Origin of the sequence: Bradyrhizobium sp. BLXBL-01 (assembly GCF_051853025.1) — a bacterium.
GTDB lineage: Bacteria > Pseudomonadota > Alphaproteobacteria > Rhizobiales > Xanthobacteraceae > Bradyrhizobium.
The window spans coordinates 5,265,815-5,288,737 of the sequence record NZ_CP182471.1 but is presented as its reverse complement, the minus strand read 5'-3'; the positions used below and the strand labels follow the sequence as shown (position 1 = coordinate 5,288,737).

21 protein-coding genes are annotated in these 22,923 nt (G+C 65.4%); 14 read left to right on the top strand and 7 right to left on the bottom strand.

Features of this window, described 5'->3' with window-relative positions; genetic code table 11:
* The first annotated feature begins 9 nt into the window (after positions 1-9).
* The 6 genes from xylB to ACNJYA_RS24710 all read left to right on the top strand — a co-directional run bounded on the left by xylB (position 10) and on the right by ACNJYA_RS24710 (position 7,589).
* Positions 10-1,455 carry a xylulokinase gene (xylB, locus tag ACNJYA_RS24735; protein ID WP_439400870.1) on the top strand — a complete coding sequence of 482 codons (1,446 nt, stop codon included), beginning with the start codon at positions 10-12 and terminating at the stop codon, positions 1,453-1,455.
* Between the two features lie 137 nt (positions 1,456-1,592).
* The gene (locus ACNJYA_RS24730; RefSeq protein ID WP_439400869.1) at positions 1,593-3,116 is read left to right on the top strand and encodes a sugar ABC transporter ATP-binding protein; all 1,524 of its coding nucleotides are present in this window, start codon (positions 1,593-1,595) and stop codon (positions 3,114-3,116) included.
* Positions 3,109-4,149: an ABC transporter permease subunit gene (locus tag ACNJYA_RS24725; protein WP_172784423.1), complete on the top strand. Its 1,041-nt coding sequence runs from the start codon at positions 3,109-3,111 to the stop codon at positions 4,147-4,149. The genes ACNJYA_RS24730 and ACNJYA_RS24725 overlap by 8 nt, the downstream gene beginning before the upstream one ends.
* Positions 4,150-4,250: 101 nt before the next feature.
* The gene (locus ACNJYA_RS24720) at positions 4,251-5,198 is read left to right on the top strand and encodes an ABC transporter substrate-binding protein (protein WP_260383066.1); all 948 of its coding nucleotides are present in this window, start codon (positions 4,251-4,253) and stop codon (positions 5,196-5,198) included.
* 161 nt (positions 5,199-5,359) lie between these two features.
* A complete protein-coding gene (locus tag ACNJYA_RS24715) occupies positions 5,360-5,827 on the top strand; it encodes a MarR family winged helix-turn-helix transcriptional regulator (RefSeq protein ID WP_439400868.1) in 468 nt (155 codons plus the stop codon).
* 46 nt (positions 5,828-5,873) lie between these two features.
* On the top strand, positions 5,874-7,589 hold the full coding sequence (locus tag ACNJYA_RS24710; protein ID WP_439403469.1) for an FAD-dependent oxidoreductase: 1,716 nt from the start codon (positions 5,874-5,876) through the stop codon (positions 7,587-7,589).
* Here ACNJYA_RS24710 and ACNJYA_RS24705 read toward each other — a convergent pair.
* The 3 genes from ACNJYA_RS24705 to ACNJYA_RS24695 form a co-directional block, all read right to left on the bottom strand.
* Positions 7,586-9,121 (bottom strand): glucosamine inositolphosphorylceramide transferase family protein, encoded by a 1,536-nt coding sequence (locus tag ACNJYA_RS24705; RefSeq protein WP_439400867.1) that lies wholly within the window; start codon positions 9,119-9,121, stop codon positions 7,586-7,588. The two genes, ACNJYA_RS24710 and ACNJYA_RS24705, sit on opposite strands and share 4 nt — an antisense overlap.
* Positions 9,122-9,150: 29 nt before the next feature.
* On the bottom strand, positions 9,151-10,326 hold the full coding sequence (locus tag ACNJYA_RS24700; RefSeq protein WP_439400866.1) for a glycosyltransferase family 4 protein: 1,176 nt from the start codon (positions 10,324-10,326) through the stop codon (positions 9,151-9,153).
* A gap of 215 nt (positions 10,327-10,541) precedes the next feature.
* A complete protein-coding gene (locus ACNJYA_RS24695) occupies positions 10,542-11,888 on the bottom strand; it encodes a lipopolysaccharide biosynthesis protein (RefSeq protein WP_439363617.1) in 1,347 nt (448 codons plus the stop codon).
* A 419-nt stretch (positions 11,889-12,307) separates the two neighbouring features.
* Here ACNJYA_RS24695 and ACNJYA_RS24690 point away from each other — a divergent pair, with 419 nt between their 5' ends.
* Positions 12,308-13,525, top strand: a complete 1,218-nt coding sequence (locus tag ACNJYA_RS24690; protein WP_439363616.1) for an FAD-dependent oxidoreductase — start codon at positions 12,308-12,310, stop codon at positions 13,523-13,525.
* Between the two features lie 19 nt (positions 13,526-13,544).
* Here the strand turns inward: ACNJYA_RS24690 and ACNJYA_RS24685 are convergent, their stop codons facing one another.
* Positions 13,545-14,681 (bottom strand): GNAT family N-acetyltransferase, encoded by a 1,137-nt coding sequence (locus ACNJYA_RS24685; protein ID WP_439363615.1) that lies wholly within the window; start codon positions 14,679-14,681, stop codon positions 13,545-13,547.
* A 293-nt stretch (positions 14,682-14,974) separates the two neighbouring features.
* Positions 14,975-15,097, bottom strand: a complete 123-nt coding sequence (locus ACNJYA_RS24680; RefSeq protein WP_283813617.1) for a hypothetical protein — start codon at positions 15,095-15,097, stop codon at positions 14,975-14,977.
* Positions 15,098-15,279: 182 nt separating this feature from the next.
* Between ACNJYA_RS24680 and ACNJYA_RS24675 the strand changes: the two genes are divergently transcribed.
* Together ACNJYA_RS24675 and ACNJYA_RS24670 are read left to right on the top strand one after the other, a co-directional pair.
* Positions 15,280-15,540, top strand: a complete 261-nt coding sequence (locus tag ACNJYA_RS24675) for a hypothetical protein (RefSeq protein ID WP_212256734.1) — start codon at positions 15,280-15,282, stop codon at positions 15,538-15,540.
* A gap of 74 nt (positions 15,541-15,614) precedes the next feature.
* Positions 15,615-16,904: a c-type cytochrome gene (locus tag ACNJYA_RS24670; RefSeq protein WP_212256986.1), complete on the top strand. Its 1,290-nt coding sequence runs from the start codon at positions 15,615-15,617 to the stop codon at positions 16,902-16,904.
* A gap of 7 nt (positions 16,905-16,911) precedes the next feature.
* Here the strand turns inward: ACNJYA_RS24670 and ACNJYA_RS24665 are convergent, their stop codons facing one another.
* Positions 16,912-17,211, bottom strand: a complete 300-nt coding sequence (locus ACNJYA_RS24665; RefSeq protein WP_246571057.1) for a hypothetical protein — start codon at positions 17,209-17,211, stop codon at positions 16,912-16,914.
* 49 nt (positions 17,212-17,260) lie between these two features.
* Positions 17,261-19,231 (bottom strand): 4Fe-4S binding protein, encoded by a 1,971-nt coding sequence (locus ACNJYA_RS24660; protein ID WP_439400865.1) that lies wholly within the window; start codon positions 19,229-19,231, stop codon positions 17,261-17,263.
* Between the two features lie 158 nt (positions 19,232-19,389).
* Between ACNJYA_RS24660 and ACNJYA_RS24655 the strand changes: the two genes are divergently transcribed.
* The 5 genes from ACNJYA_RS24655 to ACNJYA_RS24635 are packed head-to-tail and all read left to right on the top strand — an operon-like array spanning position 19,390 to position 22,796.
* Positions 19,390-20,136, top strand: coding sequence for a biotin/lipoate--protein ligase family protein (locus tag ACNJYA_RS24655; protein ID WP_439403468.1), 747 nt, complete (start codon positions 19,390-19,392; stop codon positions 20,134-20,136).
* Positions 20,133-20,672, top strand: a complete 540-nt coding sequence (locus tag ACNJYA_RS24650; RefSeq protein ID WP_212256730.1) for a DUF6505 family protein — start codon at positions 20,133-20,135, stop codon at positions 20,670-20,672. Before ACNJYA_RS24655 ends, ACNJYA_RS24650 begins: the two co-directional genes overlap by 4 nt.
* Positions 20,669-21,676, top strand: a complete 1,008-nt coding sequence (locus ACNJYA_RS24645; protein ID WP_439400864.1) for a DUF6352 family protein — start codon at positions 20,669-20,671, stop codon at positions 21,674-21,676. The genes ACNJYA_RS24650 and ACNJYA_RS24645 overlap by 4 nt, the downstream gene beginning before the upstream one ends.
* Complete coding sequence (locus tag ACNJYA_RS24640) at positions 21,673-22,188, top strand: DUF3305 domain-containing protein (RefSeq protein WP_260383076.1); 516 nt, start codon at positions 21,673-21,675, stop codon at positions 22,186-22,188. The genes ACNJYA_RS24645 and ACNJYA_RS24640 overlap by 4 nt, the downstream gene beginning before the upstream one ends.
* Positions 22,185-22,796, top strand: coding sequence for a DUF3306 domain-containing protein (locus ACNJYA_RS24635; RefSeq protein WP_439400863.1), 612 nt, complete (start codon positions 22,185-22,187; stop codon positions 22,794-22,796). The genes ACNJYA_RS24640 and ACNJYA_RS24635 overlap by 4 nt, the downstream gene beginning before the upstream one ends.
* The last annotated feature ends 127 nt before the right edge of the window (positions 22,797-22,923 follow it).

Here is a 22,923-nt window from a genome sequence, read left to right as displayed (position 1 = left end):
GAAGCATCCATGTATCTCGGCATCGATCTCGGCACGTCGGCGGTCAAGACGGTTCTCGTCGACGATGCCCAGCGCGTGATCGCAAGCGAGAGCCGGCCGCTCGCGACCGTCTCGCCGCAATCGGGCTATTCCGAGCAGGATCCGGCGCAGTGGATCGATGCGACCTTTGCCACGCTGGATGCCCTCAAGGCGTCGCACGCCGATGCGTTGGCGGCGGTCGAAGGCATCGGACTGTCCGGCCAGATGCATGGCGCCACGCTGCTCGATAAGAGCTTGAGGCCGCTGCGGCCCTGCATCCTCTGGAACGACGGACGATCGGCCAGTGAGTGCCGTATCCTGGAGCAACGCTGGCCCGCCTTGCGCGCGGTGACGGGCAACAAGGCGATGCCGGGCTTCACCGCGCCAAAACTGCTCTGGATCGCCGCGCACGAGCCCGAGATCTTCGCGGCGACGAAGCTCGTTCTGCTGCCAAAGGCCTATCTGCGCCTGGTGCTATCGGGCGAGTCCGTCGAGGATGTCTCGGATGCTTCGGGATCGCTGTGGCTCGACGCGGCGCGCCGCGATTGGTCGGACGCAGCACTCGAAGCGACCGGCTTGTCACGCGCGCACATGCCGCGCCTGGTCGAGGGATGCGCGCCCGCAACCACGCTGCGCAGCGAGCTCGCGCGGCGCTGGGGCATGGTCAGGCAGCCGGTGATCGCGGGCGGTGCTGGCGACAATCCGGCGGGCGCCGTCGGTATCGGCGCAGTCCGGCCGGGAGCCGCATTCGTGTCGCTGGGAACCTCGGGGGCCCTCATGGCCCCGACCGACAGGATCGCCGCCAATCCCGATCGCGTCGTGCACACGTTCTGCCACGCCATTCCCGGCATGTGGATTCAGGCCGGCGCGATCCTCTCGGCCGCCTCCTGCCTTGCCTGGCTCGCGCGCCTGTTCGGCGCCACCGAGGCGGAACTGCTGGCGCCGCTTGGAGCGCGACCGCGGGCACCGTCGCCCGTGAGCTTCCTGCCTTATCTCGCCGGCGAGCGGACGCCGCACGACGATCCCGTCGTGCGCGGCATGCTGGATGGTCTGAGCCATGGCACCGATCGCGCGGCGATCGTGCAGGCGGTGCTCGAAGGCGTTGCCTTCGCGCTTGCCGATTGCTGCGATGCGCTCGCGGATGCCGGCCTTGAGATCGCGGAAGCAGATGTGATTGGCGGTGGTTCGCGCTCGGCCTTCTGGCTCTCGGTGCTGGCGAATGTGCTCAATGTTCCGGTCCATCGCTTTGCCGGAGGTGAGACCGGCGCCGCGTTCGGTGCGGCGAGATTGGGGCGGCTTGCTGTCACGGGTGAGGCAATCGGTGACGTATGCGTGCGGCCGCAGCGCATCGAAACATTCGAGCCCGACGCTGCACTGGTTGATGCCTACGTCGAACGGCTTCCCGCCTGGCGCGAACTGTATCGGCCGCGCAACTAGCTGGCCCAATCTGGTTTGCATACTTCGGTATACTCGCCTTCGGTATTGCCCTGCGTCACCGCTTTTGTTTAATGACCAAACCGCGTTGCCGAGAAACGAGACGCGGGTGGGAAACGCATTGTGCGCCGGGAGGCACGATGAACGATCCGATCCTCGAGATGCGCGGGGTCTCAAAGACCTTCTTCGGCATCAAGGCGCTGCGGGCGGTCGATCTCACCGTCCATCCCGGTGAAATTCACGCCCTGATGGGTGAGAACGGCGCCGGCAAGTCGACGCTGATGAAGATCCTGTCCGGCGCCTACCGGCCCGATCCGGGCGGCGAGATCCGCATCGAGGGCAGGGTGGTGCGGATCGAAGGCCCGCTCGGCGGCCGCGCGGCGGGCATCTCCATCATCTACCAGGAGCTGTCGCTCGCTCCCAATCTCAGCGTTGCCGAGAACATCTATCTGGGCCGGGAGATGTCGCGCTCGGGCTTGCTGGCGCGCGGCGCCATGCGCGAGGGCGTCGGCCCGATCCTGAAACGACTGGGCGCCGACTTCCTGCCCTCGACGCTGGTGGCGCATCTGTCCATGGGCCAGCGGCAGCTGGTCGAGATCGCGCGGGCGCTGCATGTCAGATCAAAGATTCTCATCATGGACGAGCCGACCACCTCCTTGTCGGCCGCCGAAAGCGAGCGGCTGTTCGCGCTGATCCGCCAGCTTCGCGCCGAGGGGCTTGCCATCATCTACATCTCGCATCGCATGGACGAGGTTTACGCGCTCGGCGACCGCGTCACCGTGCTGCGCGACGGCCGCTTGGTCGGCTCGCTCGACAAGCCCGAAATTCGCGCCGACACCATCGTGCGACTGATGGTCGGTCGCGACGTCTCCTCGTTCTACAAGAAGGACCATGATCCGGAGGCGGGGCGGGGGCATCCCGTGCTCGCGGCGATCGACATGGCCGATGGCCAGCGCGTCAAGGGCTGCTCGCTCACCGTGCATGCGGGTGAGGTGGTCGGCCTCGCCGGCCTGATCGGCGCCGGCCGCACAGAGCTTGCCCATCTCATCATCGGTGCGTCGCCGAAAACCTCGGGCCGGCTCGAGCTGGAGGGGCGTCCGGTCGATATCCGCACGCCGGGCGAGGCGCTCGAGGCCGGTATCGCCTATCTCACGGAAGACAGGAAGGCGCTCGGCCTGTTTCTCGACATGTCGTGTCTGGACAACATCAACCTCGCCGTGCTCGGCCGCGATGCGAAGCTCGGCTGGTTTCTTGATCGCGACAAGGCACGCGAGCGCGCCGACCGCGCCTTTGCGGGCCTCAGCATTCGCGCCACCAATGCCGGCGTTCCCGCCGGCGGCCTGTCAGGCGGCAACCAGCAGAAGGTGCTGCTGTCGCGGCTACTCGCCATCGCACCGAAGGTCCTGATTCTCGACGAGCCGACGCGCGGCGTCGATGTCGGTGCCAAGTCTGAAATCTATTCGATCATCGACAATCTCGCCAAGGCCGGCACCGCGATCCTCGTCATCTCATCCGATCTGCCCGAGATCATCGGCATCTGCGACCGCGTCGTCGTGATGCGTGCGGGGCACATCGCCGGCGAGGTCACCCGCGGCCCGAATTCGCCGCTGGCGCAGGAAGACATCATGGGGCTAGCCACGGGGATGGAGCATCTCGATGCCTGACAATGGTGGTGTGGGGGCGAAGCCGGCATCGACCACGACCAACGGCGCTGCCGCAGAAACAAGGCGCCAGCGGATGCGGATGCTGATCAGCGCGCTGGGCATGTTGCCGGTGCTGCTGATCCTCTGCATCGGCTTCAATGTGCTGTCCGAAGGCCGCTTCTTCACCGGACAAAATCTTGGCATCGTATTGCAGCAGGCCGCTGTGAACACCGTGCTCGCCGCCGGCATGACCTTTGTCATCCTCACCGGCGGCATCGACCTATCGGTCGGCTCGATCCTGGCAGCTTCCGCGATGGCGGGATTGACGCTCTCCAAGCTGCCGGAGCTCGGGATGCTGTGGCTGCCGGCCGCGCTGCTCACCGGCCTCGGCTTCGGAATCGTCAACGGCGCGCTGATTGCGCTGCTTCGCCTGCCGCCGTTCATCGTCACGCTCGGCTCGCTCACCGCGGTGCGCGGCCTGGCGCGGCTGCTCGGGGCCGACACCACCGTGTTCAATCCCTCCATTCCCTATGCCTTCATCGGCAACGGCTCGCTGACGCTCATTCCCGGCGTCGCGTCGATCCCCTGGCTCTCGGTGATCGCCTTGCTCGTCATTCTCGTCTCCTGGCTGGTGCTGCGCCGGACCGTGCTCGGAGTGCATATCTATGCAGTGGGCGGAAACGAGAGCGCGGCGCGGCTGGCCGGCATCAAGGTCTGGGCCGTCCTGATCTTCGTCTACGGCATCTCCGGACTTTTCGCCGGGCTCGGCGGTGGCATGCAGGCGGCGCGCCTCTATGCGGCCAACGGCCTCCAGCTCGGCCAGTCCTATGAGCTCGATGCGATCACCGCCGTGATCCTCGGCGGCACCTCGTTCGTCGGCGGCATCGGCTCGATCTGGGGCACGCTGGTCGGCGCGCTGATCATCGCCGTGCTGTCCAACGGCCTCATCCTCATCGGAGTCTCCGACATCTGGCAATATGTGATCAAGGGCCTGGTGATCATCGGCGCCGTGGCGCTCGACCGCTACCGGCTGCAAGGCTCCGCGAGAACGTGAGACGCCGGGCGCGCAACGATGTGCGCATGGCGTGATACGAAATTCCGTTGCGGCAACTGGTCTGCCGCGCCGGGGACGAAGACAGACCAGGGAGGAAGTCCATGTTGAAGACGATCATGCTCGCCGGCGCCGCCATCGCGCTTGCCCTGACCACCACACCATCCTTCGCCAAGGAGCTCAAGTCGATCGGCGTCTCGCTGGGATCGATGGGCAACCCGTTCTTCGTCGCGCTGTCGAAGGGCGCCGAGTTCGAGGCCAAGAAGACCAATCCCAACGTGAAGATCACGGCCGTCGGTTTCGAATACGACCTCGGCAAGCAGGTCACCCAGATCGACAATTTCATCGCCGCCGGCGTCGACCTGATCCTGCTCAATCCCGGCGATCCCAAGGCGATCGGGCCGGCCATCAAGAAGGCGCAAGCCGCGGGCATCGTCGTTGTCGCGGTCGACACCGCGGCTGAGGGTGCCGATGCCACCGTGACCACGAACAACGTGCAGGCCGGCGAGATCTCCTGCCAGTACATCGTCGACAAATTGGGCGGCAAGGGTGACGTCATCATCGAGAACGGGCCACAGGTCTCCGCCGTCATCGACCGTGTCGTCGGCTGCAAGAATGTCTTCTCGAAAAATCCCGGCATCAAGGTGTTGTCCAGCGACCAGGACGGCAAGGGCTCGCGCGAGGGCGGTCTCACCGTCGCGCAGGGCTATCTGACCCGCTTCCCCAAGATCGATGCCATCTTCGCCATCAACGATCCGCAGGCGATCGGCACCGACCTTGCGGCGCGCCAGCAGAACCGCAGCGGCATGATCATCACGGCCGTCGACGGCGCGCCCGATATCGAGGCCGCGCTGAAAGATCCGCAGTCGCCGCAGATCCAGGCTTCCGCTTCGCAGGACCCGTTCTTCATGGCGCGGCGCGCGGTGCAGGTCGGCGTCGGCATTCTCAACGGCCAGAAGCCGGCCTCGACCGTCGAGCTGCTGCCGTCAAAGCTCGTGACCAGGGACAACGTCGCCGAGTACAAGGGCTGGACCTCGGATCGCTCCCAGTAAGGCATCGTCCGCTGCTGGAGACGTTCGAAGCATGAGAGATGACGGGCGGCGGTTTAATCGCGCCGCCCGCCGCCGATACCCTGCGTGCTCACCGGTAGTACGCAGCGATGCCTGTGCTAGCTTTCCACGATCTCGATCGGTTGATTCGGAAAGCAGATGCGGTGAAATCCAGGACGTCGGGCACGGCGTGGCGGCACGCCAATATCGGGCGCCTGCTCAATAACGCGGTGCGGCGCTTCGAAGGCCGTGTGCTCGAATTGATGAGCGAGCGGGGCCACGACGAGACGCGCATCGCCCATGTCAGCCTCACGCGCAATCTCGACGTGGAGGGGACGCGGCTCACCGAGCTCGCCCGCCGCGCCTCCATGAGCAAGCAGGCGATGGGCGAGCTGGTCGATCAATGCGCCGAGCTCGGCCTCGTCGATCGCATCGCCGATCCGACCGACCGGCGCGCGCGCATCGTCATGTTCACGCCCACGGGGCGCAAATGGCTCGATGCGTTCCGCGATGCCGTCGACGTCGCCGAGCGGGAGATGCGCGCCGAGCTCGGCAAGGGCACGATGGACTCGATCCTGAAGGGGCTCGCGGCGTATGGCACGGAGTTCGATACGCTCGACGATCCCGATTAGTCAGGCAACTTGACGAAATAGTCAGGTGACCTTACCATGCTGGATGATGCTGGTAGGGAGAAGCGTCTTGGAGACTCGTCTGACGGCCGCGGTGCTCATCGTGGGCGGGGGCCCTTTTGGGCTGATGCTGGCGAACGAGCTCGGCCGCCGCGGGGTGTCCGCGATCCTGGTCGATGAAAAGCCGGGCACGGCCTTCAATCCGCAAGCCAATGCGACGCAGGCGCGCTCGATGGAGCACTATCGACGGCTGGGCTTTGCCGACGAGATCAGACGCGAAGGTCTGCCCGCGGACTACCCGACCGATGTTGCCTACTTTACGCGCTATACCGGCTACGAGCTGGCGCGGCTCGCGCTGCCGTCGGCGTCGCGGGCGGGCGAGCTGATCAAGGGCCTCTCGGGGTCCTGGAGCGCGGCGGAGCTGCCGCATCGGGTCTCGCAGAAATATGTCGAGGCGGTGCTGCGCCGCCACGCCGAACGGCTCCCCGGCATCAAGCTCAACTACGGTCACCGGCTGATCGGCTACACCGAAAGCGCGAACGGTATCGTCGGCGAGGTCGAATGTCTCGACGATGGCAGCCGCTTCCGGATCGGCGCCGACTTCCTGGTCGGGGCGGACGGGCCGCGCTCCATGGTTCGCCAATCGCTCGGGATCGTCTATGGCGGCGAGACCGGGACGCAGCGCGATTTCATGGGCGGCCGCATGCTGGCGGTCTATCTCCGCTCGCCCGACTTCTACGCACGCGTCCCCCACGCGAAAGCGTGGATGTACAATTGCTTCAACGGCGACCGCCGCGCCTTCATGGCCTCGGTGAACGGCCGCGACGAGTTTGCGTTCCACACCCAGTTGCGGCTGGGCGAGGACGAAAGTGCGATCACGATCAACGAGGCCAAAGCCGCGTTCCAGCGCGCCTGCGGTGCGCCGATCGATTGCGAAGTTCTGTCCTTCCTGACCTGGACCGCCGGTCACGCACTGGTCGCGAACGGGATGCAGCGGGGCAGAATCTTCCTCGGCGGCGACGCGGCGCATCTGTTCACGCCGACCGGCGGGCTCGGCTACAACACCGCGATCGAGGATGCGGTCAATCTCGGCTGGAAGCTCGCAAGCGTCGTCAAGGGCGTGAGCCCGGCGGCACTGCTCGGCAGCTACGAGGTCGAGCGGCGTCCGGTGGCGCTCCGCAACACCGATTATGCGCGGCGCTTCGCCGATTCGCTCGGCCTCTTCGCGCCGGCGCCGGAGATCGAGGATGCGACGGACGCCGGCCACGAAGCGCGGCGGATCGCGGGCGCCTATCTCGATCAGCACGCCCGCGCCGAGTTCAACATCCCCGGCGTCACCTTCGGCGGGCGCTACGACGGCTCGCCGATCATCGTCCCCGACGGCAGCGAGCCGCCGCCGGATGCCGCCAACGTCTACATTCCCACCGCCTGTCCCGGCGGCCGCGCACCGCATGCGTGGCTGGAGGACGGCATGTCGCTGTACGACCTGTTCGGTTTCGAATGGACGTTGCTTCAGTTTGGGGACGTGATGTCGGCCCATGCGTCATTCGCTGAGACCGTCCGCGGGATCGGGGCCGATGTAAGGCTGGTCACGCTGCCCAGATCGTTTCGCGATCTCTACGAGGCGGATCTCGCCCTGATACGTCCCGACCAGATCGTGGCTTGGCGCGGCAGCGCATCGCAGGCCGGGACGATCGCCCGCGTGCTTGGCCGCGCACTCGGGCGCGGTGCACGCGAAGACGCCGGGCTAGCAAGCGGCAGCTAGCGCGCGGTGGAGGGATTGGTTCGCGCAGGCGAGGCGGCCGACGGAATTGCGCTCGCGAAGAGACTGGTCTTGGGTTGGACGCGCGATCCGTCGATCAGCTCGAGGCGACCGCAGCGGTTCAGGGTATGCAGCTTCCTGCCGGGCCATGCCGGTCCGGGCTTCAGAGCATGGCGGACGATCTGCTTGAATGCCGTCGGCGACAGTTCGACCACTTCCGCCAGGGCAAGCGCTGCGCCGTATCCGTCGGTACAGTCCTGGACCGGTCGCCACAGCTTGTTATCGAGTGTGACGAAGTTTCCTGCCGGCCGCGTGCTTGCACGGTCGATCAGGACGGGATTGCTGGCGTGGGGCAACCAGGGCCCCAAGAGTCGATCGGCGTGGTAGATCGCCAGCGAATCCGAATAGCCAGCCGTTCCGTCGCGCCAGGCGCCAAACAGATAATACAGGCCGTTGTGGCGCGTGATCGTGACGTCGGCCAGCTCGAGGCCGGAAAGGAGCGTTGCGTATCGCTCCCATTTGTCCGGAAACCGAACACATTTGTAGAGAGCGACGTCCCCGCGGGTCGAGCTCTCCGGGATCATCCAGAGCTCGCCATCGTCCTCGATCACGAACGGATAGGAGAGGTGACAGGGCTCCTCGAGCACCGGCATCACCTCGCCGACTGGCCCCGCGTCGGCGAACTCGATCGCTGAGATGATGCCTTTTCCGACGCGGTGATCGAGATCCTCGAAGAAGACGAAGGTCCGGCCCTGCCAGGTGACGGGAAAGGGATCGGCATAGAAGTGGTTTCCAGGATCTCTCAGAACGTTCCAGCCTGGACCCGACAGGTCTCCGGTCTGCCAGACGCCCGCGCCGTCGTTGAAGCGCCATCCGATATGCCAATGCGGGGCATAGCAGCAGAGCCGATAGATCTCCTTGGCGATCGATACGGCAAGGCCGCGCGCGACGTAGCCAACCGCGCCGCGTCGCGAGCCAATTCCAGCGGGGTGCGGCAGCTGCGGCACGATGCGCGGCCTTCCCGACAGGATCGCCGCCAGCATGGTCAGAGTCCGCGCCATGATCGTTTCGAGCCCACCGCTGAGGCCTGCGGCAATCTCTCCGGACGGATGGCCGCGGTCGAGGACTGAGCCGTCGATCTCGTTGACGATCTCGATCACCGGCAGGTCGCCGGCGAGGATGGCGGCGAGCGCGGCATTTTCACCGGCGACGCCATTGAACAGCGGCCGGAGATACAGTCGGGCAGGGCTGGCCGGATCGCGCGGGGCACTTGTGAAATCGACGATCACGTCAGCCGTGCCGACGCTGGCGCGTGCTGGTTCGGAGCCGATCGTCAGCCTGTCGGCGCTGCTGTGCTTGCCCTTGTGCAACACCAGGCGCTCGAGCTTGAACAGGGCATCGAGACCCGCCGGCCGTGACTCCGCCGTTGCCGTCCATGCAACTTGCACCGGCACGTCCCGGCCGTCGACCGACAGCGTCCTGCGGTCCATCCAGCGTCGCGCGTACTCACGTTCACAGCGAAACTCGATGATCATGTCGAGCCAATCTGTTCCAGCGAATCAGGTCAAACGACCTGGTCGAGAATTCGGACGTATTCTTCGACCATGGCATCTACCGAATAGCGCAGCCGCAGGCCTTTGGCGTTTTGTCGCAGGTCGTCGCGCAATTGCGTGTCGGTCAGCAGCCTCGAGACGGACGCGGAGAGCTGCGCATGATCGGAGGCATCGACGAAGAGTGCAGTCGGTCTGCCTTCGTAGGACAACACTTCGCGCAGGACGGGAAGATCGGTCACAACGGAGGGAACGCCGGCGTTGGCGGCCTCGACGGCAGCCAGACCGAAGGTCTCGGCCTGGGTCGGAAAGACGAACACATCGAGACAGGCGAGGAAGTCCGCCATCCGGCCGGGAGGAATCTCCCCGAGCAAATGCAGACGGTCCGAGACGTTCAAGTCGTTCGCCAGTTGCCTCAGCCGGGCCTCGTCGGCTCCCTGGCCGGCGAGCGCAAGATGCCAGGACCGTTGATCCGGCAGCAGACGTATCGCCAGATCGAGCCGCTTGTGCGGATGCAGCCGTGCGGCGCAGCCAAGCAGGACGCGATCCGGCGGCAGATTGAATCGCTGCCGCGCCGCCTCCTTCGACAGGGTGAGGGCCTTGTCGTCGAAGCCGTGCGGCACATGCACCATGCGCGACCGGTAGGCCGCGGGGTAGCGCGAATATTCGCGCTCCATGTCCCGCGAATTGAGCGTGATGCAATCGAAGAAGCCGAGGCTGCCCATGGCGATGTCGGCGGTGCGGACCGGCCGGCTCATCGCCAGCGCGGATGAAACCTGATTGGCGACGACCGGTGCACGGCTGACGAGGCGCGTGACGCCGGCGCCGATGACGTTGCCGAAATGCTGGAACGTCAGGACGGCGTCGGGCCTGGTGGATCTGATGTGGCGGCCGAGCGTCCACAGCATCCGCAGCAGCGCCAGCGGATTGCCCGGCCGGCTTGGCGCGCAGTAGAGCGTATCGGGCGGCTCGTCGAAGGAGTCCGATTTGCGGAAGAAGAACAGGTTGGTGACCCGGTAACCGCGCGCGGTCAGGCCGGCGCCGAGCAGCCGGGAGATCTCCTGTGCACCGGCGTTCTCGGCCTGGGTTTGTGCGAGAAGCACGTGAAGTTTTCGCCCATCGCCGTCCGGCCGCGCAGGTGCCGTCGCGCTCGTCTCGCCCAAGTCCTTGTTCGGCTGATAGTGGAGCACGGATCCCGACCCGCTAAAGAAAGGAAATCTTCACCTTCTTAACTCCGTACCTATCATGCGGGCGTCTCGCGGACACCGACTTGCAACAAACGGAGTTAATGCGAGGCTATGGCGACGACGTCGTTCGCGCAGCATTTCAGCTGGTTCCCGGCTGGCGCACAGCGGGCGCGTTAACCAATCGGTCCTGCGCGGATGATCCGAGCGGCACGTGACACCTAATCACGTGATTCCGCGCTGCGAACTGCGTAGTTGCCGCGCCTCGATGCAGGGAAGCACAACAGCACGAGAACGGAAGGATCGACCCCGCTTCGCCGGCGACAGAGGACGTTCAGCGCAATGGTCGCGAGCGCGAGCGACACGGTCGTCGAAATCGCCGCGCCAAGCACGCCGAGGAAGGGAATGAGAACGAGAAATCCGACGAGCCGCAGCGCGACGCTGGCGGCGACAACCGGCACATAGATTCGTTCATGGCCGGTCAGCTGCAGGATCGCAGCCGACGGGCCGCCCGCTGCCTGGATGGCGGTTCCGATTGCGAGCACGATCAGGACCGAATGCTGCTCGGCGAAATGAGGTCCGAACAGGTTGAGGAGATAGGGGCCGCCGATCCAGATCGTGGCGAGACCGGCGACGACGCAGAGCGCAGTCACTTCCGCCATCAAGCGCGAGGTCCGCTCGAACTCCCTGTGGTTCTTGCTGAAATACAGCGACGGGAGCCGGCGCGCACCGAACGTGTAAAGTGCCGCGGAAACCATGGCGAAAATGTTGGCGAGGCGCGAGGCGGCAAAGTAGATTCCTGCGGTCGTCGGATCCAGCATCCAGTAGACCAGAATGACGTCGAGATATTGGTTGGCGACTTCGAGGATCGATGCGATCCAGAAGTGCAGGGCACTCGATCGCCAGCGTGACGTCTCGGAGCGCGCCGGCGTACTGCGCAGATCCGGCAGCACGCGGGCGACGGATACGATCTGCGCAACAAGGCCGGCCGACATGGCGACCGTCATCGCCGCGAACATCTCGGCCGGATCGAGTTGGCGATGGGCGAGCAGCATGACGAGCAGGAACAGGACGACGATGGCCCGCCAAAGGAACTCGCGGTTTCCTTCACCCATGAGAATGCTGACCAGCGAGCGGGCGATCTGGCTGCCGAGCATCAATCCGGCATTGACGGCCGTGTAGGCCGACACCGCGAGGATCAGCACCCACCAGTCGCCTCTCACGCTCGCGGCGATCGCGATGCCGCCGATCACGATCAGCATTGCGAGTGAGGTGATCTTCAAGCTCGATTGGAGGACGCCTTTGGTAAGGTCCGGCCGTTCGCCGACCTGATATTCGTTCAGGAATCGCACCAGCAAGGATTCCTGGCCGACCAGTCCCACGACGGCCGCGATCTGCGCCACCGAAAGCCAGGTCGCAAAGATGCCGAAGCCGTCAGGCGACATCGTCCGCGCCGCCAGCGAGAACAATGCGAACGCGAGCACGCCGCTGCCGACCTTGAGCAGGATGGTCCCGACGACACCGCGCGTGACGTCGCGCCGCATGAACTGGAGGATGGATGCGATCATGGAAGGGTTAAGGGGCTGCGCTCCCCTGACGGGACATGTTCCGATACCGGCGGCAACCTAGCATGTCGAGAAATCGCGAGTGTTAATGGACGAGCTGCGGGATTTCGGCGGTCGCGGCGATATCGCGGTGATGCCATTGCTTCGTTCTGGAACATCGCCGTCTCCATTGTCCTGGTTCTGCAAGTTCAGGCCCGCGCGACTGCCGGCATTTGTAGCGCATCGACGACCGAGAAGACGAGATCTGGCGCTCGCGCGCGGAATGGATTCGACGCAGCAAGACGCGTGCCGCGGCGAGGCAGCGAACTCGGCGCGTCCGGTCGTTAACCTCAATCTCAGGAAATGTTCGCACTCGGCCCTGCGATGCGACATCAGGCGAGAGAATTGCACTGCAGACGTCGTTAATCGTGGGAGCCGGAGCCATGACGAGACCCGTGACCGAGCCAGTCGATGGAGGCGAGAGCGCAACCATCGATTCGGACGTCGCCATCGTCGGTGGCGGCCTTGCGGGATCGCTTGCGGCGGCCGTGCTGGCGCGGGCAGGGCATCGCGTCGCGCTCGTCGACAAGCGGGCGGTCTATCCGGACGAGTTCCGGGTCGAGAAGATCGGCGGCCATCAGCTGGAATTGCTCCGCAAGCTCGGCTTCCTCGACGCACTCGGAGATGTCGCGTGCCGATATGATCAAGTGCTCAACATCCGCGAGGGCAAGGTGGTCGATGTCAGCGTCGGCCAGGCCTACGGATTTCCCTATGCCGATCTCGTCGCCATGGCGCGTCGCCAGATTCCCGATCCCGCCAGTCTGATCGTCGACGAGGTCACGGCGATCGGTCCTAGCGACGACGTCCAGCATGTCGAGCTGGCCTCCGGACGGCGCATGAGGGCGCGCCTCGTCGTTCTGGCCACGGGCATGGCGGGAGTCCTGGGCTACAAGCTCGGCATCAGGCGGCGCGTGCTGGCCGAGCGCCATTCGGTGTCGTTCGGCTTCACGATCGCTCGCAAGGATGGCACCCCGTTCGATTTCGAGGCGCTGACCTGTTACGGCGAACGCACGGCGGATGGCATCGACTATCTCAGCCTATTTCCCGTCCGCGCCGGAATGCGAGCCAATCTCTTCATGTTCCGCGATCCGACCGATCCGATCATGCGCGAGTTGCGCCGCGAGCCGGAAGCGACAGTCTTGCGTCTGCTGCCGGGGTTGCGGAGCTACCTCGGCGATTTCCGTGTGACCGATCGGGTCCAGAACTGGGTGATGGACCTGACCGTCGTCGAGGGGCATCTCCAGCCCGGAATCGTGCTCATCGGCGATGCGTTCCAGACCAATTGTCCCGCGGCCGGAACGGGTGTCGCCCGCCTGCTGGTGGACGTCGATCGTCTTTGCACCGAATATGTGCCGCAATGGCTCATGACCGCAGGCATGGGCCTGGACAAGATCTCGCAATTCTATGCCGATCGCGACAAGATCGCGGCGGATCAGCAGTCGCTGAAGATGGCACGCTTCCGCCAGGCGCTGACCTCGCGCAACGATATCGGCTGGGACGTGCGGCGACGGTTGCACTTCCTCCGGCGCAGTCTTGCACACCGCGTCGATCAGATGCACCCGGGCTGGCTTGGGCGTGTCCGCGGCGCGTTGCGCGCCTGAGCTCTAGGGCCCCCGTCCGTCAGCGCGTCGGCCTCGGAGTGTGGGCAGGCTGAACCTTCAGATCCGAGAGCCGCTTGGCCGCCAGCTTGAGCCAGGGCGCCTGCTTCAGCCCGAAGAGCGCGATGGCGCCTACGGCGCTGCCAGCCTGCGTGACCTCCCACACCGGCGAAGGCTGTGCGCCGAACGATTTCTTGTATGGCTCGTCGCCGATGGTGAAGTCGAGCATCTGATCTCCGCGCTCGATACAATCCCGCGCCACCTGTTCGAACATCAGCGCGCCGATGGACTGGCTCTTGTAACCGGCAATGTCGAAGGCGCTCATGATGACGAGGAAGCTGCCGCGGTGGCACAATCCGAGCACGGCGGCGATCACTTCGCCGTCCATCTTCATGGCATAGAGGCGGACGAAGGAGCCGAGGCCGCGAAGGGCGACGTCGGAATAGAAGCCGTAATATTCGGGACGCTGCAGCAGGTCTCCGTCGCCTTGTGCGTGAAAGCGCGGGCCGCGAAACTTCCTCATCACGTCCATCGCCTCGAGCACGGCGGCGCTGTCGCCGCAGCATGCGAAGCTCAGCGCCCCCTTCTTCTGCAGCTGACGAGACTTCTTTGCGAGCTCCTTCTGGTAGGAGCGATCCATCGCGCTGGCCCGCCATTGCTCGTACGGCGCGACCAGAACCGTGGCGTAGGCATTGGTGTTCATCGAGACGCGGCGGGACGTGGCAAGGAGGTCTTCGATCGGAAGCCGTCCGTCGGGCAGCTTGGCCATTCGGAGCAGATCGAAGGGGCGGACAAGGCGGCGAATCTGCGCGCATGCAGCCGCATCCTGGAGCAATCGTGAGAACACGTCCGGGCTGCAAACCGGTGCCAGATAGTCGGAAACGCGGAGGTCGGCGAACTCGACGGTTCGTATCGGACCGCGTCGGATCCGAAGCAGGGGCAGCACCATGGCAAGGGCGCCGGTGTCGCGGTGGCGCACCACGACGACCAGAGCTGTTGCGCCCGCTTCCGGCGCGAGCCTGGCGTAGAGGCTATGCAACCAGACCGGATGCTGGAACGCTGTGGCAGCCGAGCGATCGAATAGCTCGGCGTAGTCCGGAGACAGAAAGTCGAACGACGGCTCGATGGCGATGTCGAAGGTGTTGCTGAGCTTGTTCATGAGCAATCAAGAAAACCGGGTCGTTCGCGAGCGTTGCTCGAACCGTAGCTGCGCTTATAGCAAGGGCGTTACAGGTCAGACACCGGTATCGTGCGATTTGCGCCAATGCGTTCAACCATGCTGGTATGGTTAACAAATGCTTAAGGCGCGTGGAGGCCGCCTCGCACGACGCTATCGTCCGCATAGCGTAGGGATCTCTGATCCTCAGCTGCAGGCTATGCTTCGCTAGGTCGAACTCGTGCCCTTCGCTCCCATCCTCAACTAGATCGGGTTCAAGCGCGAGTGAGGACCTATCAGAGGCGCACCCCGGTGGTCGCAAACGCCTGCGCGGCGGGCTCCTGCATGCGATCGAGGATCATCATCCCGGCAAGCGCGATCACGACGGCCGCGACGCAGCCAAGCAAAAAAGCCTTCATCCTCAGCCTCCCTCGGTTGGACCAGGCCATCTATACGACAGGGCTTGCGGCGAGCAAGCCGGTCGCGGCGATCGCCGTTCGAGCGGAGGATTCCGCGAGCTCGCTGTTGCGCTGCACGATTCGGAACGGATGCAGGTCTTGCAAGTTCTCTGCAAGCCTGGTGAGCGCATCGGAGGCCTTGCGTGAAGTTACCGAGAACGATCCTGTGCTTCGCAGCACTTTGCTTTGTCGAGGGTGCGCTGGCCCAGCCCGCCCAACCCAACTCGTCGGCGCCGCAAACGCCTCCCGAAGACAAGGGCCAGCTCCAGCCGCAAGGTTGGACAGGCCCGATCAATACCGGCTCGGGTGGTGCGCCGCCCGAAAGTCCCCAGGGCCAGAGTCCCCCTGGAATGCAGGCCGCGCCGGAGGGCTCGTCCAAGACCACGACGGCACCGGCCAAGTAGCCCGTTTCAGGATATTCATTTCCGGTGCCTCTTCTGGCAATCTCGAAAGGGTGAATGTCAGCAGGCGGCCAGGAATGAACAGATCAGCTCTGTGCACGAAGGTGGCCGCAGTGCTGTGGGCCCTCTTTGCCGCATCGTCGGTGCAGGCCGACATGGTCGGGCACGGCGGCCCGATACGGTCTCTCGCCATTTCACCCGATGGCGACAGCCTTCTGTCCGGCAGCTTCGACACGGCCGTGATCCGCTGGTCGCTCAAGACGGATACTGCCGAGCAAGTGCTGCGGTATCATGCCGACGGCGTCAATGCCGTCGCGTTTCTCAAAGACAGCCGCATGATCACGGCCGGTGCCGATGCGCGCATTGCGGTATGGACGGCGGGGCGGCCGGAGCCGGACCGGGTGCTGGAGGGACATGTCGCACCCCTCGCGGCGCTCGCGGTATCGCCCGATGGGACGCTTCTCGCATCGGCGTCATGGGACCGGACAGTGCGGCTCTGGTCGCTGTCGGACGGCACATCCCGCGTGCTCGAAGGGCATACGCAGAACGTCAACGGCGTCGCTTTCCTGCCCGACGGCAGGCCCGTCAGCGTCGGCTACGATCTTGCGCTGCGCATCTGGCGTTTGCCGGATGGCCAGCCTGACATCGTGACGTTGCCGGCGCCACTGAACGCGGTGGCTGTCGCGCCGGATGGTGAAATCGTCACAGGCGCCGTCGATGGCAAGCTGCGCATGCTGACTGCGGACGGCAAGGTCAGCGGCGAGGTCGTGGCCGGTCCGACACCGGTGGTGGCCTTGGCCATGTCGACGGACGGCGCGCTGATCGCTGCGGCCGGCATCGGCGGCACAGTGGCGATCATCGATCGCAAGTCGCGCAAGCTGCTGCGCACGCTGGTTGGGCCCGGGCTGCCGGTGTGGGCGGTCGCCTTCCTTCCCGATCGCGAGACACTGATGACGGGTGGTGCGGACGGCAGGATCAGGCGCTGGAATGCGCGCACCGGCGATCCCATCGGTTCAAGTCTGATCGGCACACCGGCCGACCCGCTCGCAGCCTACGCCGGCGATCATGGCGCCGATGTGTTTCGGGCGTGTGTTGCCTGCCACACGCTCTCGGACAAGGAGGTCCAGCGTGCGGGTCCCACGCTTGCGGGACTCTACGGCCGCAAGATTGCTTCGCTGCCGGGATATCGCTTCTCCGATGCGCTGAAGACGATGGACATCGTCTGGACGCCGGAAACCGTGGCGAAATTGTTCGAAATCGGGCCGAATGCCTACACCCCCGGCACGAAGATGCCGGAGCAGCGCATCGGCTCGGCCGAGGACCGACGCGCGCTGACCGAGTTTCTGGGCCGCGCGACCTCGCGCTAACATCCGCTCAGATCGAGTCCCAATTGTCCATCGGGAAATCCCTCATTTCCGGATGCGCCTTGAGGATCTGAATGACGTCGATCGTGGGGTGTTCCCTGAGCGCTTCCGCCACGCAATGGTTGACGTATTTGCGGCGCGACAGCCACGCGATCTTCTTGCCCTTGGCTTCGGCCTTGCATGCGACGATTGCCTGCTTCACGGCCACTTTCTGCGCCTTGGTCAGCGGAGGCGCGGCAGCTTCGGCCGCTCCGCCGGCGATGGCGATGAAGATCATGGACGTCGACAGAGCTGTGATCAAACGAGACATGGTGATGCTTCCTGGTTTCCGACCTTGCGAAGATGTCTGTTCGTCTTGTTTAGTCCTTGCCGTTGCGTTCGCGGAGATAATCATCCGTCGTTCGCGGCGGCGTTCGTTCCGGAACGCCCTTGAACGGATCGAATTGCTGTTCGCTCATGACCACGACGCGGCAATCTGCGCACATCCTGAGCGCCTCGATCCGCTTGTCGCCGGCCGGGTACATCCAGTGCCGGCCTTCGAGCTTGGCCGCGATGCGGTCGATCGTGCTCTTGACGCCGAAGGGCGTGCCGCAGCGGACACAGAGCGCGGGCTCCTCTTCCTTGATGACAGCGGCGGCCGCGCGCGCCGCGCGGAAATCGATCTGCGGCTTGAGGCTGATGACCTTTTCCGGACAGGTGCTCTGGCACAGGCCGCACTGCACGCAGGCGTCCTCGACGAATTTCAGCACCGGCCGCTCGGGATCGTCGCGCAGTGCGCCGGTCGGGCAGGCCGAGACGCAGGAGAGGCACAGCGTGCAGCCATCGGTGTCGACGGCAATTGCGCCAACCGGCGCACCTTGCGGCAGCGCGATGACGTCGACCGGCTGCGGCGCCAGCCGATGCAGCTCGCTCAGGGCGAACCGCAAGAGATCGCGCCGCTTGCCGACGGTCTTGAAGGTTGCCGGCGTCGCGACCGCAGTGAGCGCGCCGATATCGGTCAAATGCTGGCCGAGCGCGTCGGGATCATCGGTTTCGACGGTCGCGATGCGAACGCCCGCAAATCCAAGGCCGCCGAGGATCGCATCCGCCATCGCGATCGTCTGCGTTAATCCGGTCACGTCGTGGCGCGGCTTGCCACGGAGCAGGAAGCGCACGGCGGAGACGCCATAGGCGAAGGCGCCGACGATCGCCTCCAGCCCCACCTGCGTGAGCTCGTTGACGGCAAAGGGAAGCACGTTTGCCGGCAGGCCGTCGCCATGCCGCGCGAGTGCGTCGATCAGCGGCGTGCCGTGCGGGCTGTCATGAAAGAGTAGCACCGCATCCGCGCCACCGGCCTCGCGATAGGCGAGCAGCATGGCGCGAAGTCTCTGGAGCTGCGTATCGGCGGGCGGCAGCGCGTAGGAGACCGCGCTGGTGGGGCAGGCCGCCGCGCATTGGCCGCAGCCCGCGCAGATGTTCGGATCGATGGCGACATGATCGCCGACCGGCGTGATCGCCCCGGTTGGGCAAAGATCGAGACAGCGATGGCAGCCCGTGCGCTTCGAGCGCGAATGGGCGCAAAGCGCAGGCGCAACCTCGACATATCTGGGCTTGTCGAAGCTGCCGACGAGATCGCGCGCGGTCAGCACGGCGCGCAGCACCGCGGCGGGATCTTTCGCGTCGGCGCGGAGATAGCCGTCACGCAGGTCGTGGGCGGGAAACAGTGGCGGACCGCCGGAAAGATCGAGCACGATATCGCAGCGCGAGGTGACGCCGCTTCGCGGCGGTTCGAATACGAAGCGATCGCGCGAGGAGGGGCGGGGACGCGCATAGTCGTCGATTGCAAGCTCGAACGCGCCGAAATGTCCCTTCGCGGAGCGGATCGTGCCCTTCACGATCGGGAACACCGTTGCCGCCGGCGGAACTGTGTCATCGAGCTGCTTCAGCATCACCGTGACGTCGAGGTGATCGGCAAGCAGGCGGCCGGCCTCGATCGCGGCCTCATCGCGCCCGTAGATCAGGATGACGCCCTCGCTCGACAAGGTGACAAGCGGATAGTCCGGAGCGGGGATGGCGGCGGATGCGAGCAGGGCAGCCATTTTTGGCCCGGCGCGCGCGCCGCCGCGCGACCAGCCGGCGGTTTCGCGGATATTGACGAAGCTGATCGCGTCAGGCCGCTCGCCGGCCTCCTCCGAAAACTGCGCTGCCTGCTGCGTGCAGGCGACCGTCAACACGCCTTCTGTCGCGGCCATCTTGCGGAATGATTCGAGCTCCGCTCCGCAGAGGTGGCGAAAGCTCTTGACCTCACAATTCGGGCATCCGCGCCGGATCGCAGCCACGTCGAGGGGCATCGTGTCTTCGCACGAACAGATCAGGACGGTCTTCGACGGCTGCTCCAGGTTAAACCCTCCGCCATTCGGACGCCGACGACGGACTCGCGCCGGCCCTTCGCCTCGTATAGACATTATCCATCGGGAAGAAAAGGAAAGCGGAGGACGGCCTGCCGTCGATCCCAGTGAGCCATGTTTCCGCGGCGGAACCGATCCACCTGCCGCCGCCTTTCACATTGGTGCGGTTGCGCGAGAGCGGCGACGCTTTTGCCCATGCATGCCGCATCGCACCGGAGAGCGGCGCCGGAACGCTCGTCTATGTCGGCCGCTTTGACCTCGCCGAGTTCGCCGTGGTGCTCGAGCCGGCCGAGCCGTTGCGCAGCGCGCGGCGCGCGCTCTACGCCGGCATGGTCGCGCTCACGGATGCGCTTCGCGCCTACGCGCCGCCGAGCAAGCCGATCACGATCGGCTGGCCGGATGCGGTCAGGATCGACGGGGGGCTGGTCGGCGGCGGACGGTTGGGTTGGCTTTCCGGAGCTGACGAGGACGCGCCGCCGCCCTGGCTGGTGTTCGGCGCCATGATACGAACGGTTGCCATGAACGATGATGATCCAGGCGTCCACCCGCTGGCCTCGGCGCTCGACCAGGAAGGCTTTGGCGAGGCGGGCGCAGCGCAGATCACCGAGAGCTTCGCCCGGCACCTGATGCTGGCGCTGGACGGCTGGCGGGTCGACGGCTTTGACAGTGTCGCACGCGACTACCTCACCCGGATGCCGCGTGAAAGGCAGACGGTGCAGCGCATCGATGATCGCGGCGACCTCCTGACGCGCCGCGTCGGGACGGAGAGGATCGAACGGAGCGACCTCGTCCGGGCGCTCGCGGGCCCGTCCTGGCTCGATCCGGCCCTCGGAGGACCGCGCCTGTGAAGCTCCTGCGTACCATCGCGCTCGATCCCTCCGACACCTTCGTGTTCGACGTGGCGGCAGAGCCGGGCGAATGGGCCGTCTCCGGCGCTTTCCGCTTCTGGGATTGCGATGGCGCGACGCTCGAGGGCAAGGCACGCGCGGCGTTTCGCGGCGGTTTCCTCGGGGTGCAATCCTGGGGCTGGTCGACGTTGGCGCAGATCGTTCCGGCGACGGCAGACGATTACCACGGCCTCGTCGATCTCCTGGCGAGGCAACTCGTCGATCGTTTCGGCGCGCCGGACATGGCGGCGGCGAAAACGGCCGCGGAAGAGGAGGTCGCTTTCGCGCAGTCGCTCTGCAGCCATCCCATCAGCTCGCTTATTGCAGTGCACCGCACGTCAAGCGACGGTGAGGTCCGCGAGTCGTTCCGCCGGCTGCAGCTCCGGGAGGGGCAGGGGCATAGCAAGGCGTTCTCGTTCATGGAGATGGAGGACGACGTCCAGCCGGACGGCGATCTCAAGCTTGCGGATCTGGGCCGGGAGCCGACCGACAGATGAATGATTTCTGGATCGCCTGTGGTCATCACCTGCTCGATCGAGACGAGGGCGGCGGGCTGCGTGTCACGGACGAATTTCTCAAAGCCTATTTTGCCCGTCCCGAGCTGATGCCGCCGGACGAGGCGTGCCCGGTCGAACGCCGGCTGCATCGCGAATTGCTCGCCGACCCGCGCCAGGCGGTCAGCGCCGCCGAGATCGCCGCGATCCTCGATGCGGATGCCCTGGAGAATTGGCAGTTCGTACTGGCGTTCCGCGATCTTCTGCTGCGGCATCCGACGCTCGAAGCCGCCTATCTTGCCTGGGTGCGCTCAGGGGCGAACGATCTGCCGCCGCTGTTCGTCAACCAGCTCGTCCACGTCATCCTGCGCAACGCGCTCGATGGCTGCGACGACCCGTTCGTGCTGCGCGCGGCCGAATTGTTCTTCCGGACCCAGCGCGTCCTGCCGCATGAGCACGCTTTGTTGCTGGGCGACGAGGAGGTCGTCGGCGGCCGGAGCCCGACCCCGGTGCTCTCGCTGATGTCGATGCTGGGCGCCACCACCGATGCGGTGGTGGAGGTGTTGGGCGAGGAGAATTCGGAGGAATACTGGCACCGTAGCGATCAGTTCGACATGGCTCTCGACCTGACCGCGGACGGCCGCGGACCTGTAGCGCTGGCGCAGGCGATGACGCGCTGGGTCTCCCATCTGCTCGGCATCGACGTCGTGATCGAGCCGCTACGGGCGCTGCACGAGGCAAAGCTGGCGTGGTATGTCGGGCTCGATGCCGATGCCACGAGGCTCGGCGACCGTCTGTGGCACGGCGAAGAGCTCGGCGAGCGCGAGGCCGATCGTGTGCTCGCGCTGTTCCGGCTGACGTTTGCGGATTCCGGCCGTGCCCTCGACGAGGTCGGGGATGAACCGGTCTACCTGATCCTGTCGATGACGGCGGATCAGAAGCTCCGGATGAAGCCACAGAATCTGCTGACCGGGCTGCCGGTGAAGCGCCGGGAGATGGCGACATGAGCCCTGCGGCATTGCCGTCCCTCTCGATTGCCGTCGGCGTCGTGGTCGAGCGGCGCAAGGCCGACTCGCCTTGGGTCGATTTCATCTGGCGCGGAATTGCCGTCCTGCCGGACGAGCCGTCGACGCAACCCTGGACCGTGCTTCGCGAGCAGGACGGCACGACCCTGTTCTATGCCGGAAGCGCGACGATCGATCTCTATCCGTCGGAAACGGCGCGCTATCGCGACAATCTCGCCTCCGGCCGTCCGAGCATTTGGATCGTGCTGTCACCCTCGGAGGGCGCCTGGCCCTATGCCGTCACCGCAGTGACCGCCGATCCCGCCGAGGGCGAAGGCTATACCGAAGCCGCCGACAATCTCGTCGAGGCCGCGCCGATGCCGGAGGTGCTGCGCGAAGCGATTGAAAGCTTCGTGGCCGAGCACCATGTCGAGCGGGAATTCGTCAAGCGCAAGCGGCGCCGCGCCGACCCGGAGGCGCTGGCGCGGCGCGAACATGAAGGCGGACAGGAATGAGTGAGGAGGACTTCCTTGCGCGTTGGTCCCGCCGCAAACAGCAATCGCGAGCGGAGCCGGCGAAGCCTGCCGCGGCGCAGCCCGCGTCGCCATCGGAAACCAAAGGGGACGAGACGGAACTCGATCTGTCGAGTCTGCCGTCGATCGACGAAATCAATGCCGCCACCGACATCACGGCCTTCCTCGCCAAGGGGATTCCTCGCGACTTGAGCCGTGCGGCTCTTCGCCGCGCTTGGGCGACCGATCCCGCGATTCGCGACTTCGTCGGGCTTGCGGAGAATGCATGGGACTTCAACGACCCAACGGCGATGCCGGGCTTTGGCCCGCTGGATTGCTCCTCGGAGGAGCTGGCAGCACTGGTCGATCGCATTGTCGGCGGCGTCCGGGAGGCGGCCCAGTCTCTCGCCGAGGGATCGATCGAAACGGGAAATTCTCCGGCGGAATCGCATCAGGCCGATGCGGGACTTCCTGCCAATGTCGTTGAGCCGCCGGATGAGACGGAGCAGCAGGCAATCGCTGCTGCAGTGCAACCGCCAGTGGGTGAAACATCTGCGATTTCTGCGGAACCCGTCAGGTCCCGCACGCATGGCGGTGCACTGCCGCGCTGAACCACGACCAAAGGCTATAGGTACAGGCTATGGCAGGCGATTGACCGTTGCTGGAACCGAGATTACGCTGCCTACTGCTTTGTAACAAAAGCGATAATCAAGCAGACGGGACTTGGATGGGAGGTCC

Coding starts and splice junctions, on each gene's coding strand:
- ACNJYA_RS24705 (WP_439400867.1), bottom strand. CDS start 9,121: ATGATCATCGAGTTTCGCTGTGAACGTGAGTACGCGCGACGCTGGATG.
- ACNJYA_RS24725 (WP_172784423.1), top strand. CDS start 3,109: ATGCCTGACAATGGTGGTGTGGGGGCGAAGCCGGCATCGACCACGACC.
- ACNJYA_RS24645 (WP_439400864.1), top strand. CDS start 20,669: ATGAATGATTTCTGGATCGCCTGTGGTCATCACCTGCTCGATCGAGAC.
- ACNJYA_RS24680 (WP_283813617.1), bottom strand. CDS start 15,097: ATGAAGGCTTTTTTGCTTGGCTGCGTCGCGGCCGTCGTGATCGCGCTT.
- ACNJYA_RS24710 (WP_439403469.1), top strand. CDS start 5,874: ATGCTGGTAGGGAGAAGCGTCTTGGAGACTCGTCTGACGGCCGCGGTG.
- ACNJYA_RS24640 (WP_260383076.1), top strand. CDS start 21,673: ATGAGCCCTGCGGCATTGCCGTCCCTCTCGATTGCCGTCGGCGTCGTG.
- ACNJYA_RS24635 (WP_439400863.1), top strand. CDS start 22,185: ATGAGTGAGGAGGACTTCCTTGCGCGTTGGTCCCGCCGCAAACAGCAA.
- ACNJYA_RS24660 (WP_439400865.1), bottom strand. CDS start 19,231: ATGCCCCTCGACGTGGCTGCGATCCGGCGCGGATGCCCGAATTGTGAG.
- ACNJYA_RS24665 (WP_246571057.1), bottom strand. CDS start 17,211: ATGTCTCGTTTGATCACAGCTCTGTCGACGTCCATGATCTTCATCGCC.
- ACNJYA_RS24695 (WP_439363617.1), bottom strand. CDS start 11,888: ATGATCGCATCCATCCTCCAGTTCATGCGGCGCGACGTCACGCGCGGT.
- ACNJYA_RS24690 (WP_439363616.1), top strand. CDS start 12,308: ATGACGAGACCCGTGACCGAGCCAGTCGATGGAGGCGAGAGCGCAACC.
- ACNJYA_RS24720 (WP_260383066.1), top strand. CDS start 4,251: ATGTTGAAGACGATCATGCTCGCCGGCGCCGCCATCGCGCTTGCCCTG.
- ACNJYA_RS24730 (WP_439400869.1), top strand. CDS start 1,593: ATGAACGATCCGATCCTCGAGATGCGCGGGGTCTCAAAGACCTTCTTC.
- xylB (WP_439400870.1), top strand. CDS start 10: ATGTATCTCGGCATCGATCTCGGCACGTCGGCGGTCAAGACGGTTCTC.
- ACNJYA_RS24685 (WP_439363615.1), bottom strand. CDS start 14,681: ATGAACAAGCTCAGCAACACCTTCGACATCGCCATCGAGCCGTCGTTC.
- ACNJYA_RS24670 (WP_212256986.1), top strand. CDS start 15,615: ATGAACAGATCAGCTCTGTGCACGAAGGTGGCCGCAGTGCTGTGGGCC.